This is a genomic window from Nocardia asteroides, from assembly GCF_900637185.1.
Lineage (GTDB): Bacteria > Actinomycetota > Actinomycetes > Mycobacteriales > Mycobacteriaceae > Nocardia > Nocardia asteroides.
In genome coordinates this window covers 1,588,199-1,605,066 of the sequence record NZ_LR134352.1, presented here as the reverse complement: position 1 = coordinate 1,605,066, position 16,868 = coordinate 1,588,199, and the positions used below count along the sequence as shown (strand labels likewise).

Here is a 16,868-nt window from a genome sequence, read left to right as displayed (position 1 = left end):
GGGAGTGCCGACGAATCAATTTCGCACCTTCGCTTCGTTTCGAATGGGTTGCACCACGGGCAAACCCTACGGGCTACCCGAGCGATACAACAGTAGGAATCGTTACAACAGCGCGGTCACATCATGCCTCACCGGCATCACCGATGTCATCGCGCCCCGGCCTCCCGGTCGCCCGCATCCAGCAACTCCGCCAGGCGCGGGCCGATCTCGGCCAGCGCCTGCGGTGAGGTCATCTGATCATGCACCACCGGGACCGGCCGGTCACGGACCTCGCCCTCGACATACGGCGCCCAATTCCGTGCCGCCGCCTCGTGTCCGAGCGCGCTGAAGTACTCCAGCCTGCCGCGGAACACCGCGGGCCGGTGCTCGGCGATGAGCTCGGCCGAGCGCACCGCGCTGCGGTAGATGCGGCGCACCCGCTCGGGGGTGAGCACGGCCATGTTGGCCGGGATGATCGCGTGCAGCGCGGCCAGCCCCTCGTCGCTGAGTTCGCGCACCCCGGCCGCGGGCAGCGCCTTGCCCAGGTCGACGCCGAGTTCGGCGAGCGCGTCGCGCACCGCGGTGTGGAAATCGGGCACGTCGATGTCGGGGTGCGAGTCCAGCATGGCCAGCAGCGAGACCCGCTCCCCCTGCGCCTGCAGTTCGGTGGCGACCGCGTGCGCGAGCACACCGCCCAGCGACCAGCCCATCAGCCGGTACGGGCCGTGCGGCTGTTCGGCCTTGATCTCGGTGACGTAGCGCCGGGCCATCTCGGTGAGCGTGCCGGGCAGGTAGCCCGCCTCGCTCAGCGCCGGGGACTGCAGGCCGAAGATCGGCCGCCGCGCCGGAATGTACTGGGCCAGCCCGGCATAGCACCAGGACAGGCCGTACATCGGATGGATGCAGAACAGCGGGCCGCCCGCCTCGGTGCCGTGCGGCACCCGGTTGCGGATGGGCAGCAGCACGCCGAGCGCGTCGTCGGATTCGGTGTCGTAGTCGCCCGCGCCTGCCTGGGTGGCGTCGATGCGGGCGGCCAGCGCGGCGACGGTGGCGTCGGTGAAGAACCACTGCACCCGCACGTCGGCGCCGACCCGGGTGCGCAGCCTGCTGATCGCCTTGGTGGCGACCAGCGAGTTGCCGCCGAGCTCGAAGAAGTCGTCGTCGAGACCCACCTTGCCCGCACCGAGCACCTCCGCGTACACCTCGGCGACGGCGCGTTGCAGCGGCGTCGTCGGCGGGCGGTAGGGCCGGGTGGTGACCGCGGGCACCGGCAGCGCCTTGCGGTCGAGTTTGCCGCTGGCGTTGAGCGGCAGCGCGTTCAGCACCACCAGCGCCGACGGAACCATGTACGCGGGCAGCGCGGCGCGGGCGTGCGCCAGCAACGCGGCCTCGTCGAGTCCGGCCTGCGGCGTCCCCGCGGCGAGCGAGTAGCCGGCGGGCGACGGCGCGGCGGGCGCCTGCTCGGGCTCGGCCGGCTCGACGGGCACCACGTAGCCGACCAGCCGGTCGCCGGTCGGGCCGTGCACCAGCGCGACCGCCGCGTGCCGGACCGCGGGATGGTCGAGCAGCACCGCTTCGACCTCGCCCAGCTCGATCCGCTGACCGCGCAGCTTCACCTGGAAGTCGCTGCGGCCCAGGTAATCCAGCTGTTCCCCGGCGGTCCAGCGGACCACGTCGCCGGTGCGGTAGAGCCTGCCGCCGCCGGGCCGGGCGACGAACCGTTCGGCGGTGAGCCCGGCCGCGCCGAGATAGCCCCGGGCCAGCTGCACGCCTTCCAGGTACAGCTCACCGGCGGTGCCGGGCGGTACCGGGCGCAGCTGCCGGTCGAGCACGTGGACGCGGGTGTTGGCGACCGGGGTACCGATCGGAATGCTCACGCCCGCACCGGCTTCGGCCCGCGCGGCGGTGACCACGGTGGCCTCGGCCGGGCCGTACCAGTTGATCAGCTCGACGCCGGGCAGCGCCTGGGCGAACCGGCGCGCGGTCGCCGCCGACAGCGCCTCGCCGGCGGCGAAGACCCGGCGCAGCGAGCCGAATTCACCGGTCGTGTCCGCGAGGAAGGCGTCGAGCATGGACGGCACGAAATGCACGGTGGTGACGGCGCGCTCGCCGATCACCCGGGCCAGGTAGGCCGGATCGCGGTGCCCGTCGGGCGCGGCGATCACCACGGTGGCGCCGGTCTGCAACGGCCACAACAGCTCCCAGGTGGAGATGTCGAAGGTGACCGGGGTCTTGTGCAGGACGACATCACCGGGCCCGTGCGGGTAGGTGCGCTGCGCCCAGCGGAACTGCGCCGCCAGCTGCCGGTGGGTGAGCATGACGCCCTTGGGCAGTCCGGTGGAGCCGGACGTGTGGATGACATAGGAGAGGTTGTCCGGCTGGGCCGCGGCGAACGTCGCCGTGCCGGTCGCGGTGTCGAGCGTGTCGATCTCGACGACGGGAACCGCTGCCGCGGTGCTGAATCCGGTCGCGGTGGTGGTGAGCACGCACAGCGGCGCGGCGGTACCGAGCACCCGATCGGTGCGCTCGGCCGGATGGTCCGGGTCGACCGGCACGTAGGCCGCGCCGGTGCGCAGGACCGCGTAGATCGCGGTCACCAGGTCGACGCCGCGGCGCACGGCGACCGCGATCAGCGTCTCCGGACCGGCGCCGCGGGCCAGCAGCGCTGCCGCCAATGTGCGCGCGCGGGCGTCGAATTCGGCGTAGGTGAGCGAGGTTCCGCCGTCGATCAGGGCGACCGCGTCGGGTGTTCGGGTGACCTGCGCGTCGAACAGCGACATCAGGGTCGCCTCGGTGAGCAGTTCCGGCACGTCGGTGGCGTTGATCGCGGTGAGGCGGGCCCGTTCCTCGGCCAGCAGCACGTCGATCTCGGCGATGCGGTCCTGCGGCGCGGCGGTGAACCGGGCCAGCAGCATCGAGAGCCGCTGTGCCAGTGCGGCCGCAGTGTCCTCGCCGAAGACGTCGCGCAGGTACTTCACCGACACCCGCAGCCTGCCGTCGGCCACGACCTGCACGGTCAGCGGGTAGTGGGTGCCGTTGGCCGCGTCCATGCCGAGCACGCTCGCGGATCCGGAAGCGGCCTGCGCCAGGCCTTCCCGGTCCACCGGGAACGACTCGAACACCACCAGCGAGTCGAACAGGGCGTCGATGCCCGCGATCTCCTGGATCTCGCCGAGGCCCAGGTGGTGATGGTCGAGCAGCTCGGCCTGGTCGGCCTGCAGCCGGCGCAGCAGGTCGGCCACGGTGTCGCCGGGCCGCATCCGCACCCGGACGGGGATGGCGTTGAGGAACAGGCCGACCATGCGTTCCACGCCGGGCAGCGCGGCGGGCCTGCCGGAGACGGTGGCGCCGAACACCACGTCGTCGCGGTCAACCAGGCGGGCGATGAGCAGGCCCCACGCGGCCTGGACCACAGTGTTCACCGTGACGCCCAGCCCGGCGGCGAGTTCGGACAGTGCGGCGGTGTCGGACTCCGACAGCGCGAAGCCGGTTTCGCCGGTGCCGGTGGCGATCTCGCGGCCCTGGTCGACCGGGGCCAGCGGCGTCGGCTCGGCGAGCCCGGTGAGCGCGGACCGCCACGCCTGCCGGGCGGCCTCGGGATCCTGGTCGGCCAGCCAGGTCAGGTAGTCCCGGTAGGGCGCGACCTTGGGCAGGCGCCTGCTGCGACCGCCCAGGGCGTAGGCGGTGAGCAGTTCCTGCAGCAGCAGCGGGGTGGACCAGCCGTCGATCAGGATGTGATGGCTGGTGACCAGCAGGTGCGCGCCCTCGGGCGTGCGCACCAGGGTGAACCGCAGCAGCGGCGCGGTGGCCATGTCGAAGTGCTCGGCCAGGTCGGCGGCCTTGATCCGCTGGTAGGTCTCGGCGTCGGCGTCGATGATCTGCCACGGCACGTCGATGTCGTCGAGCACGATCTGCAGCGGGGTGCCCGCGGCGTCGGTGGCGAAGGCGACGCGCAGGTTGTCGTGCCGGTCGAGCACGATCTGCGCGGCCTGCCGGAGCCGGTCGGGTTCCACCGCCGGGTCGAGGTCCAGGACGAACTGGGTGATGTAGGGGTCGACCGAGTTCTCCGCGAGCAGCGCGTGGAAGAGCATGCCGGACTGCAACGGGGTGACCGGCCAGATGTCGCTCACCAGCGGGTACCGGCGCACCAGCCGGGTGAGTTCGGTCTGGCCGAGCCGCACCAGCGGGAAGTCCGACGGCGTGAATCCGCCCGCGCCGGGCCGCAATCCGTGTTCGGCGAGACCGCCGAGCGCGCGGATCCAGTGTTCGGCGAAGGTCTTGACCGCGTCGGCGGTCAGCACCGCGGTGGCATAGTCGAAGCGCGCGACCATGCCGTCGTCGGTGGCGTCGACGGTGAGGGCGAGGACCAGTCCGTCGGCGGCCACATCGGTGTGCATCTTCGCCGGGCGCAGATCGCGGAAGCGCACGGCGAACCGGCCGCGATCGAGGGTGCGCACGCTGTCGACCGCGTCGACGTCGAGGTAGCGCAGCAGGCCGAAGCCGGCGCCGTGGGCGGGCACCGTGCGGCGCAGTTCCTTGATCTGGGCCAGGGCGGCGCCCGCGGCCGGACCGCCGACGAGCGCGTCGGCGATGTCCACCCCGTCCAGGCGCAGGGTGAGCGGGTAGTCGGTGGTGAAGCCGCCGACCACGGTCTCGGCGTCGGCGCGGCCGAGCACCCGCTGGTCGGCGCGCAGCCGGACCACGGTGCCGATCGCCCTGGCCACGGCCGATTCGGCGGCGGTGTGCAGGGCCAGCGCGGCGGCGGTGAGCAGCACCTCGTCGACGGTGGCGCGGTAGGCCTCGGCGACGGTGGACACCGCGGCGGTGCCCTCGCCGGTGATGCTGAGCGAGACCCGGTTGCGCTGGTGCAGGTCCACCGAGTCGTCCGCGCGGGAACGGATCGCGCGATGCCAGTACTCGCGTTCGGCGCGGGCGCGCGGCGAGGACGGGTAGTCGGCGAGCCTGCGCACCAGGTCGCCGAGCCCGGCGTCGGGCGCGACGGGGGCGGCATGGCGGCCGCGGCTCCACGCGGTGGTCAGCTGGTCGACGACCGACCGCCAGGACGACTCGTCGAGCACCAGCGAGTTGGCGACGACGACCAGCGTGGCGCCGGTGTCTCCGTCGCCGGTGAGCACGAAGTGGATATTGCGGCCCTCGTCCGGGTCCAGGGCCGCGGCGGCCGCGGCGACGACGTCGGCGACCGGCAGCGAGGACTCGCCGTCGGTGGCGTCGAGCCTGCGGAAGGCGTCGCCGGTGCGTTCCTCCTGCGACGGGATGACGAGCACCGGTTCGGCACCGGTGCGGTCGAGGACCGCCCACAGCATCGGATGCTGGTTCATCACCGCGGCGACCACGTCGGCGACCGCGTCGTCGGGGCAGTCGGCGGGCACGTCGAGCAGCACGGCGCGCGGTTCGACCGCGCTCTCACCGGCCTCGAGCAGTTGCGCGGCGGTGGCCGTGAGCGGCAGCGCGGCGGGCTGTTTGCCCACGTCGATGCTCACCTCGGCGCGTTCGGCCAGGGCGGCGACGGTACGCGCGTCGAACAGGTCGCGCGGGCGCAGCACCACGCCGGCGGCCGCGGCCCGGGAGACCACCTGGATGGCGGTGATGCTGTCGCCGCCGAGGGCGAAGAAATCGTCGTCGAGGCCGATCCGCTCGTGCCCGAGCACCTCGCCCACGATCTTGGCGACGGCCCGTTCGGCGGCGGTGCGCGGTGGGCGGTGCTCGCGCCGTTCGGCCGCCGGGTCCGGCAGCGCGGCGCGGTCGAGCTTGCCGACCGGGGTCAGCGGCAGCTCGTCGAGGACGACGACGGCCGCGGGCACCATGTAGTCGGGCAGCACCTGCGCGGCCAGCGCGGTGAGCTCGGCCGGGTCCAGCCGCTCCCCCGGTTCCGCCAGGACATAGGAGACCAGCATGGTGGCCCCGGTGCCGGTGGTGCGGCCGAGGGTGGTCACCCAGGCGACGCCGGGCGCGGCGGTGAGCACCGCGTCGATCTCGCCGAGCTCGATCCGCAGGCCGCGGATCTTCACCTGGAAATCGTTGCGGCCCACGAACTCCAGCACATCGCCGCGCCTGCGCACGAGGTCGCCGGTGCGGTAGAGCCGGGTGCCCGCGGGGCCGTACGGGTCGGCGACGAAGCGGGCGGCGGTGAGCGCGGTGCGGCGGTGATAGCCGCGGGCCAGCTGGATACCGCCCAGGTACAGCTCGCCGGTGACGCCGTCGGGCACCGGGCGCAGCCGCTCGTCGAGGACCAGCGCGGTGGTGCCGCGGATCGGGCCGCCCATGTGCACCGGCTCGCCCGGCGCCAGCGGGTCGCTGATGGCGGCCATGATGGTGGTCTCGGTGGGTCCGTAGCCGTTGTGGAACTCGCGTTCCGGCAGCGTGTTCCAGCGCGCGGCGAGGTCGTCGGGGACGTGTTCGCCGCCGACCACCAGGTGCCGCAGGCCGGGCACGGCGTCGGGGTCGATGGTGGCCAGCACCGTCGGGGTGAGGAAGGTGTGGGTCACGCCTTCGGCGCGGATCAGCTCGGCCAGTTCGGCGCCGCCGACGGACCCGGCCGGAGCCACCACCAGCGTGCCCGCGCCGCCGAGGGCGAGCAGCAGCTCCAGCATCGACGCGTCGAACGAGGGCGAGGCGAAAGCCAGTGCGCGCGAGGCGGGTCCGAGCCGGTAGCGCTGCTTCTGCTCGGCGCAGAAGTTGGCCAGGCCCGCGTGTGTCACGACGACGCCCTTGGGCAGCCCGGTGGAGCCGGAGGTGTAGATCATGTACGCGCCGTTGCCGGTGCGCGGCTGGGCGCGCAACTCGATCTCGCGCAGCCCGACCGACGCCGCCGCGGCCACCTCGGCGGTGAACTCACGGTCGTCGAGGGCGACCCAGCTCGCGTCACCGGACAGCGTGGGCAGCCCGGCGAGCTCGGCGGACAGGGTGACGCCGAAGACCGCGCCCGAGTCGGCGGCCATGTGGCTGATCCGCTCGGCGGGGTACCCGGGGTCGATCGGCACGATCATCGCGCCGGTCCGCGCGATCGCCCAGACGGCGAGCACGGATTCGATGGAGCGCCGGATGGCTACGGCGACAGCCACTTCCGGCCCGGCGCCCCGGGCGATGAGCGCGCGGGCGAGCTGGTTGGCCGCCGCGTCGAGGTCGGCGTAGGTGAAGCCGCGCCCGTCGCCGCGCACCGCGATGCCGGACGGATTGGCCAGCACCGCGGCGTCCATCAGCTGCGAGAGCGTGCGTTCCGGCTCGGCGGGCGGGCCCGCGAAGGTGGTCTGCGTGGTGAATTCGGCCGCGTCGAGCAGGGCGACGTCACCGACCGCGATCTCCGGATCGGCGACCAGTTCCCCGAGCAGCCGGACGAACCGCGCGCCGAAGTCCTGGATTGTCGCGTCGTCGAACAGGTCTGTGGCATAGGTGAATTCGGCGTGCATGCCGCCCTGGGCGGGCTGTTCGCGCACGGTGAGCAGCAGGTCGAACTTGGCCTCGGCGGTGCGCGCGTCCAGCGCGCCCACCGTGATACCGGGCAGCTCGATCGCGACCGGGGCCAGGTTCTCGAACGACAGCGCCACCTGGAACAGCGGATGCCTGCCCGCCGACCTGGCCGGCTGCACCGCGTCGACGACGCGCTCGAACGGCACGTCGGCGTGGGCGAAGGCGCGCAGATCGGTGTCGCGGGTCTGGCGCAGCAGGGCCGTGAACGGCTCGGCCGGGGTGATCCGGCTGCGCAGCACCAGCGTGTTGACGAACATGCCGACCAGATCGTCGAGTTCCCGCGCGCCACGACCCGCGATCGGGGTGCCGATCGCGACGTCGTCGGTACCGCTGGTGCGGGCGAGCAGCACCGCGAGCGCGGCCTGCACCACCATGAACACGGTGACGCCCTGCGCGCGGGCCAGTCCGGCCAGCGCGGCGTGCAGCGGCGCGTCGATCTCGACCGTGCGCTGCGCCCCGGCGAAGGACTGCACCGGCGGGCGCGGGCGATCGGCGGGCAGCGCGATCTCCTCGGGCAGCCCGGCCAGTTCGGTGGTCCAGTAGGCGAGCTGAGTGGCGGCGGTGGAGGCGGGGTCGGCTTCGTCGCCGAGCGAGTCGCGTTGCCACACCGCGTAATCCGCGTACTGCACCGGCAGCGGCGCCCAGGTCGGCGCGGCGCCCTCGGTGCGGGCGGTGTAGGCCAGCACCAGGTCGCGGGTGAGCGGGCCCATGGAGAAGCCGTCGGCGGCGATGTGATGGGCGACGAACACCAGCACGTGATCCTCGGCGTCCAGGCGCAGCAGCCGCAACCGCACCGGCGCCGCGGCGGTGACGTCGAACCCGGTGGCCACGGTGCGGCGCACCTCCTCGACGAGGCCGTCGGCGGTGACCGGCACCGGGTTCAGGTCGACCCGCACCGTGTCGGGCGCGAGCACCTCTTGCACCGGCGTGTCCGGGGCATCGTCCATCACCGGGTAGCGGGTGCGCAGGATCTCGTGCCGGGCGAACAGGTCGCCGACCGCGACGCGCAGCGCGGCGACATCGAGTACACCAGTGAGCCGGATGGCGGCCGGGATGTTGTAGACGGTGGCGTCGGGGTCGAGCCGGTTGAGCAGCCACATCCGCTGCTGGGCCAGCGACAGCGGCAGCCGGTCCGGGCGCGGTCCGGCGACCAGCGGCACCGCGGCCAGCTCGGCGGAGCGGTGCACTCGGAGCGCCAGGTCGGCCACCGTCGGCGCCTCGAACAGCTGGCGGACGCCGACCGCGCGGTCCAGGGCGGCGCCGATCCGGGCCGCCGCCCTGGTGGCCAGCAAGGAGTTGCCGCCGAGGGCGAAGAAGTCGTCGTCGGCGCCGACGGTGTCCACGCCGAGGATGTCGGCGTAGACGCCGGCGACGAGCTGTTCGGTCGGCGTCGCGGGTGCGCGGAAGGCCGCGGCCTCGAAGACGGGCGCGGGCAGCGCGGCCCGGTCCAGCTTGCCGTTGACGGTGCGCGGCAGGGTGTCGAGCACGACGAAGGCTTCCGGCACCAGGTAGGCGGGCAGCTTCGCCCGCAGCGCCGACTTCACCTGCGCCACATCCGGTTCGGCACCGGCCACGTAGGCCACCAGCCGATCGCCGAAGTGCGCGTCGGTGCGGGCGAGCACCGCGGCCTGGGTGATCCCGGGCAGGCCGAGCAGCACGGCCTCGATCTCACCGGGCTCCACCCGGAACCCACGCACCTTCACCTGGAAGTCGCTGCGGCCCAGGTAGTTCAGCGCGCCGCTGCCGTCACGGGCGACGAGGTCACCGGTGCGGTACATGCGGGCGCCCGGCTCGAACGGGTCGGCGACGAACCGTTCGGCGCTGAGGGCCGCTTTGCGCAGGTAGCCACGGGCCAGCTGCACGCCCGCCAGATACAGCTCGCCCCTGACCCCCGGCGGGACGGGCCGCAGGCGCTCGTCGAGCACGTAGACCCGGCTGTTCCATTCGGGGGTGCCGATGGGAACGGTCAGCACGTCGGCGGCGGTCACGCGGTGATCGGTGATCGACACCGCGGCCTCGGTCGGCCCGTACAGGTTGTCGATCCTGGTGTGCGGCAACGCGGTCAGCAGGCGCTGCGCGAGCGCGGCGGGCAGCGCCTCGCCGATGGCGAGGATGCGCGCCAGCGGCGAGTCCGGCGCGGCGGCCCAGTAGCCGGCCAGCGCGTCGAGCAGGGACGGCACCGCGGTGAGGGTGGTGACGCCCGCGTCGGCGATGAGCGCGTCCAGGTAGGCGGGGTCGCGATGCCCGTCGGGCGCGGCGATCACCAGCTTGCCGCCGCTCACCGCGGCCGACCAGAACTCCCACACCGACAGATCGAAGGTGGCGGGGGTCTTGAGCAGGAACGCGTCGGTCGGGCCGGTGCCGAATTCGCCACGCAGCCACTGCAACTGGTTGACCACGGCGGCGTGCGGCACGGCGACGCCCTTGGGCCTGCCGGTGGAACCGGAGGTGAAGATGACGTAGGCCGTGTTCTCCGGGCGCAGCGGCGCCCTGCGGTCGGCGTCGGTGACCGGCGACGGGTCGGCCGCGGCGATCACCGGATGATCGACCCGCACGACCGGTGCGGCATCGGTCCGGAAACCCTTGCTGAGCACACAGATCGGGGCCGCGGTGCCCAGGATGTAGTCGGTGCGGTCGGCCGGCTGGTCCGGATCGATCGGCACATACGCGCCACCGGAACGGGCCACCGCGTACATGGCGACGACGAGATCGATCGAGCGCGGCAGCGCCAGCGCGACCAGCGTCTCGGGACCGACGCCGAGCGAGATCAGATGCCGGGCCAGGCGATTGACGCGGGCTTCGAACTCGGCGTAGGTCAGCTCCAGCCTGCCCTCGGGCAGATCGGCCACCAGTGCGACGGCCTCGGGCCTGGCCTGGGTGGGCAGATCGGCGAGGGTGCCGCCGGGCACAGCGAGATCGGCGGCGCCGGAGGTGATCTCGGCGGCGCGTTCGGTCTCGGTCCGCAGGTCCACGTCGCCGACCCGCACCGCGGGTTCGCGCACCACGGCGTCGAGCAGCAGCGTCAGCCGGTCGGCGAAGGCGTGCACGGTGGCCGCGTCGAACAGGTCGGTGGCGTAGGTGAAGAAGCCCTCGATGCCGGTGGGCGTGCCGTCGGCGGCGTAGCCGTCACCGACGATCAGATGCAGATCGAACTGGGACACGGCGAGTTCCGCCGAGACCGGCGCGATCCGCAGGCCCGGCAGCTCCAGCGCGGCCCGGTCCACGTTCTGGAACGACAGGCCCACCTGGAACAGCGGATGCCGGGCGGTCGACCGCGGCGGGTCGAGCACCTCGACGAGTCGTTCGAACGGCACGTCGGCGGCGGCGAAGGCGGCGAGGTCGCTCGCGCGCTGCGCGATCAGCAGGTCGGTGAAGGCGGCCCCGCCGTCGTAACGGGTGCGCAGCACGACCGTGTTGACGAACATGCCGATCAGGTCGTCGAGTTCGCGTTCGCCACGGCCCGCGACCGGGGTGCCGACGGCGATGTCGGTGCCGCCGGACAGCCGGGCCAGCAGTACCGCGAAGGCGGTGTGCAGCACCATGAACACGGTGGCGCCGTGCTCGCGCGCGATCCGGGCCAGGCCGGCGTGGAGGTCGGCGTCGATCCGCACCGGCACCCGGCTGCCCGCCAGCGAGGCGACCGCGGGGCGCGGCCGGTCGGCGGGCAGTTCCAGCAGGTCGGGCAGGCCGGTGAGTTCGTCGCGCCAGAACGAGATCTGTTTGGCGGCGGCGGAATCGGCGTCGTCCTCGGCGCCGAGCCGGTCCAGCTGCCACAGCGCGTAGTCGGCGTACTGCACCGGCAGCGCGGGCCAGCCGGGCGCGTGGCCCGCGGTGCGGGCCAGGTAGGCGGTGGTCACGTCGCGCACCAGCGGCGCCATCGAGGACGCGTCGGCGGCGATGTGGTGCACCACCACGGCGAGCACGTATTCGGCGGGCGCGTCGGGGGCGTCGGCGGTGATGTCGAGCAGCCGGACCCGCAGCGGGACCTCGGTGGTCACGTCGAAGGCGGTCGCGGCGAGCGCGGTGACCTCCTCGATCACCTCGGCCGCCGCGGTCCGGCGCACCGCGACGTCCAGGTCGACCCGCTCGACCGGCAGCACCTGCTGGATCGGGCCGTCACCGGTGTCGGGATAGATGGTGCGCAGGACCTCGTGCCGGGCCAAGACGTCGCGCAGGGCGGCGCCGAGCGCGGTCACGTCCAGGGTGCCGGTCAGGCGCAGCGCGAACGGCAGGTTGTAGGCGGCGGCGCCGTCACCGGCCACCTCGCCCGCGTCCTGGTCGAACCGGTTGAGGAACCACATGCGCCGCTGAGCGGGCGAGAGTGGGAGCACCGCGGGCCGCTCGACGGCCCCGAGACCGCTGGTCGAGGCGGTGGCGGCGCCCGGGTCGAGCACGGCGGCCAGCCCGGCCACGGTCGGGGTTTCGAACAGGGTGCGCACGGCGACGCGGCCGCCGGTGGCCGCGCCGAGGCGGGCCACCAGCCGGGTGGCGATCAGCGAGTTGCCGCCGAGGGCGAAGAAGTCGTCGTCGGCGCCGATGTCGGTGCGGCCCAGCACCTCGCCGAACAGGTCGGCGACCAGGCGTTCCTGCTCGGTGCCCGGCGCGCGGAAGGCGCGGGCGGTGAAGCGCGGTGCGGGCAGCGCTTTACGGTCGAGCTTGCCGCTGGCGTTGAGCGGCAGCGCGTCGAGCACCGTGACGGCCGCCGGAATCATGTACGCGGGCAACGTCTTCGAGGCGAACGCGCGCAGCCGGTCCGGGTCGGCGGCCTGGCCGGGAGCGGGGACCACGTAGGCAACGAGCTGGTCGCCGAGTTCGGTCGGCACCACCAGCGCCACCGCCTGGCTGACCGTTTCGTGGGCGAGCAGCGCGGTCTCGATCTCGCCGAGCTCGATGCGCTGACCACGGAACTTCACCTGGAAGTCGATGCGCCCCAGGTAGTCCAGCCGGTGCGGCGCCGACGGGGTGGGCAGGCGCCACACCACCAGGTCGCCGGTGCGGTACATGCGGCAGCCCGGGTCGAACGGGTCGGCGACGAACCGGTCGGCGGTCAGGCCGGGCCGGGCGACATACCCGCGCGCCAGCTGCGCGCCCGCCAGATAGAGCTCACCCGCGACGCCCGGCGGCACCGGTCGCAACCGCTCGTCCAGCACGTAGACGCGAGTGTTCCACTGCGGCAGGCCGATCGGCACGGTTCGCTCGCCTGCCCTGGCGGGCCAGTAGGTCACCGAGACGGCGGCCTCGGTGGGGCCGTAGAGGTTGTGCAGGCGGGCCGAGCCGATCGCCGCCATGGCGTCGACGGTCTCCGGCGGCAGCGCCTCGCCGATCACGAACACCTCGCGCAACGACCCGAGCGAGCCGGGCGCCGCCTGCGCGGCGAACACGGTGAGCATCGAGGGCACGAAATCGGTGACGGTGACGCGGTGCCGGGCGATCAGATCGATCAGGTAGGCCGGGTCGCGGTGCCCGTCCGGGGTGGCCAGCACCAGCGTGGCGCCGACCCGCAGCGGCATGAAGTAACCCCACAGCGACACGTCGAAGGTGGTCGCGGTCTTCTGCAGGTACACATCACCCAGGGCCAGCGGGTATTTCGCGAGCATCCACACCAGCTGGTTGTGGATGGCCGCGTGCGTGATCGCCACGCCCTTGGGCTTGCCGGTGGAACCGGAGGTGAAGATGACGTAGGCCGGGTGCTCGGGCCGCAGCGGGGCGCGTAGCTCGTTCGCGCGCACCATGTCGACCGGGACACCCCTGGTATCGAGCTCGTCGAGCCGCAGCAGCGCGGTGCCTTCCGGGACGGGGATCGTCTCGGCGCTGAGGACCGCGGCGGGCCGGGCGGTGTCGAGGATGTAGGCGATGCGCTCGGCGGGGTGGTCCGGGTCCAGCGGCACGTAGGCGGCGCCCGCGGTGAGGACCGCGTACATGGCCACGACCAGCTCGGGTGAGCGCCGGATGGCCAGGCCCACCAGCCGTTCCGGGCCCGCGCCGGCCTGGATCAGCAGCCGGGCCAGCGCGTTGACACGTTCGTCGAACTGCCGGTAGGTGAGTTCGGCGCCCTCGTAGATCAGCGCGGTGGCGTCCGGATGCGCTTGGACCGCACGGCGATACGCGTCCAACATGAGTTCCGGGGCGACCGGGTGCGTGGTCCCGTTCCAGGCGACCAGCGTCAGTTCCCGCTCGGCCGCGGTGGTCAGCTCGACCTCGGCGATCGGGCGATCGGCGTCGGCGGTGACCGTGGCGAGCAGGTGGGTGAAGCGCGCGGCCATCGTCTCGATGGTGGCGGCGTCGAACAGGTCGGTGGCGTAGTTGAACGAAGCGGCCATCGGTTCGGCCGGATCGGTGCCGGGGACGATCGTCAGCTGGAGGTCGAATCTGGCTACGACACCGTCGAATTCGACCGGCGCCGCGTCCAGGCCGGGTAGCCGAAGGTTCGGCAGGTCCAGGTTCTGGAAGAACAGGGCCGCCTGGAACAGCGGGTGGTGGGCCTGGGAGCGGACCGGGTCGAGCAGTTCCACCAGGCGCTCGAACGGCAGGTCGGCATGGGCGAAGGCGGCCAGGTCGGCGCGCTTGGTCTCGCGCAGGAGTTCGGCGAAACTCGCCCGCTGATCGATGCGCGAGCGCAGCACCAGCGTGTTGACGAACATGCCGATCAGGTCGTCGAGTTCGCGCGCGCCGCGACCCGCCACCGGCGTGCCGACGGCGATGTCGTCGGTGTGGGAGAGCTTGCTCAGCAGCACCGCGAACGCGGCGTGGGTGACCATGAACTCCGAGGCGCCCAGGCGCTGGGCCAGCGCGGCGACCGCACCGTGCGTCTCGGCCGGGATCTGGAAGCCGAATTCGGCACCGCGGCCGGTGAACACGGGCGGCCGGGGCCGGTCGGTGGGCAGGTCGAGCCGGTCCGGCAGCCCGGCCAGGGTGTCGCGCCAGAACGTGATCTGGGCGGCGGCGACCGACGCGGGATCGTCCTCGGCGCCGAGCACCTCCCGGTGCCACAGCGTGTAGTCGGCGTACTGCACCGGCAGCGGCTGCCAGCTGGGCCGCGACCGGTTGCGCCGGGCCAGGTAGGCCCCGAGCAGATCGCGCAGCAGCGGGGCGACCGAGGCGCCGTCGGCGGTGATGTGGTGCAGGGCCACGGCGAGCACGTGATCGCGCGGACCCAGCTCGGCCAGCGCGACCCGCAGCGGCACGCCGGTGGCGACGTCGAAGCCGGTGGCGGCGAATTCGCCCAGCCACAGCGGCAATTCGTCCTCGTCGAGGGTGTCGATGAGGACATCGGGCACGGCGTCGGCGATGGGCAGCACCACCTGGTGGCCGACACCGTCGACCGCCGGATAGTAGGTGCGCAGCGATTCGTGCCGCTGTACGAGGTCGGTGAGCGCGGCGTGCAGTGCGCGCGGGTCGAACGGTCCGGCCAGCCGCAGCGCGAACGGGATGGTCTCGGCGGTGGAGCCGGGATCGAACTGGTTGAGGAACCACATCCGCTGCTGGGCGGGCGAGAGCGGGATCAGGTCGGGACGTTCCCGTGGCGTCGGCGCGGTCTGACCGCCGGTGCCGGCCAGCGGCGCGAGCAGCGCGGCCAGGCCCGCGACGGTGGGGCTTTCGAAGACGTGGCCCGCGGGCACGCGCGTGGACAGTTCGGCGCCGAGGCGCGCCGCGGCCTGGGTGGCCAGCAGCGAGTTGCCGCCGAGGGCGAAGAAGTCGTCGTCGGCGCCGATTCGGCGCTCGGGGCTGAGCAGTTCGGTGAAGACGCGCGCGACCAGTTCCTCGATCGCGCCCGACGGCGCGCGGAACTCCTTGGCGCGCAACACCGGTGCGGGCAGGGCGGCGCGGTCGAGCTTGCCGACCGGGGTCAGCGGGATGGTGTCGAGCACGGTGAGCGCGGTGGGCACCATGTGCGCGGGCAGGCCCGCCTTCGCGTGCGCGAACAGCTGCTCGGTGTCGATCGTCGCGCCGGGGGCCGCGTGCACGTAGGCGGCGAGAATGGTGGTGCCGTTGTCGAGTTCGTGCCCGACGGTGACGGCGAAGTCGACCGCCGGGTGCCCGGTGAGCACGGTGTCGATCTCGCCCAGCTCGATCCGGAAGCCGCGCACCTTCACCTGGAAGTCGTTGCGGCCGACGAACTCGATCGCCCCGTCCACGCGCCTGCGCACCAGGTCGCCGGTGCGGTACATGCGCCCACCGGCCGGGTCGAAGGGGTCGGTGACGAACCGGGCCGCGGTCAGCGCGGGCTGCCGGTAGTAGCCGCGGGCCAGACCGGCGCCGGCGATGTACAGCTCGCCGATCATGCCGTCGGGCACCCGGACCAGCCGTTCGTCGAGCACGTACTCGGTGACCCCGCGCAGCGGCGCGCCGAAGTTCATGGTGTCGCCGGGCATCAGCGGCGCGCTGATATTGGTGACGATGGTGGTCTCGGTCGGCCCGTAGCAGTCGTGGAACCGGCGCGGCGCCCCCGACGGGAGCGGGCCGGCCCAGCGCTGGATCAGATCCGGCGGGCAGGCCTCGCCGCCGGTGGTGACCACGGCCAGCTCGTCCAGGCCCGCCGGGTCCAGCGAGGCCAGCGCGGCGGTGGTGATGAAGAGGTGGGTGACCGCCTCGCGACGCAGCACCTCGGCCAGTTCGGTGCCGCCGAGAATGCCCGCGGGCACGATCACCATGGTCGCGGCCGCGCCGACCGCCATCAGCAGTTCCAGCACCGCGCCGTCGAAGGAGGGCGAGGCGAAGTGCGCGGTGCGGGCCGAGGGCTCGACGCCGTAGTGCGCGCGCTGCTCGGCGCAGTACCCGGCCAGCCCGGCGTGCGTGAGGACGACGCCCTTGGGCAGACCGGTGGAACCAGAGGTGTAGACGACATAGGCCGGGTGGGTCAGCCGCAGCGGGCGCACCCGGTCGGCGAAGGTCACCGGGTCGCCGGGCTGCTCGTCGGCGGCGCGGCGGACCGCGTCGTCGTCCAGGCACAGCCAGCCGACGGTGCCGGGCAGGCGATCCACGGCCGCGGTGACGGAGACACCGAGCACCGCGTCGGAGTCGGCCAGCATGTGCGTCACCCGGGCGGGCGGGTAGTTGGGGTCGACCGGCAGGAACGCGGCGCCGGTCTTGGTGACCGCCCACATCGCCAGCACCGACTCCGGCGAACGCGGGATGCCGACCGCGACCACGTCCTCGGGGCCCACCCCGCGCGCGATCAGCAGCCGGGCCAGCCGGTTGGCGCGTTCGTCGAGCTCGGCGTAGGTCCAGCGCACCGGCGCCGACACCCCGTCGTCCCAGGACAGCGCGAGACCGCCCGGGTTCGACTCGACGGCGACGGACAGCAGCTGCGGCAGCGACTTCCCGCGCTGCCTGGCACGGGCACCGGAAACCCTGCTCGCCCGGGTCACGCCCGCTCCCTCCGATCGACGGAGTCGACTAGC

1 protein-coding gene is annotated in these 16,868 nt (G+C 73.2%); it reads right to left on the bottom strand.

All coding sequences use genetic code 11. The features are described 5' to 3' along the window. Positions 1–146 precede the first annotated feature (146 nt). Positions 147–16,835: a non-ribosomal peptide synthetase gene (locus EL493_RS07575; RefSeq protein WP_019045004.1), complete on the bottom strand. Its 16,689-nt coding sequence runs from the start codon at positions 16,833–16,835 to the stop codon at positions 147–149. Positions 16,836–16,868 lie beyond the last annotated feature (33 nt).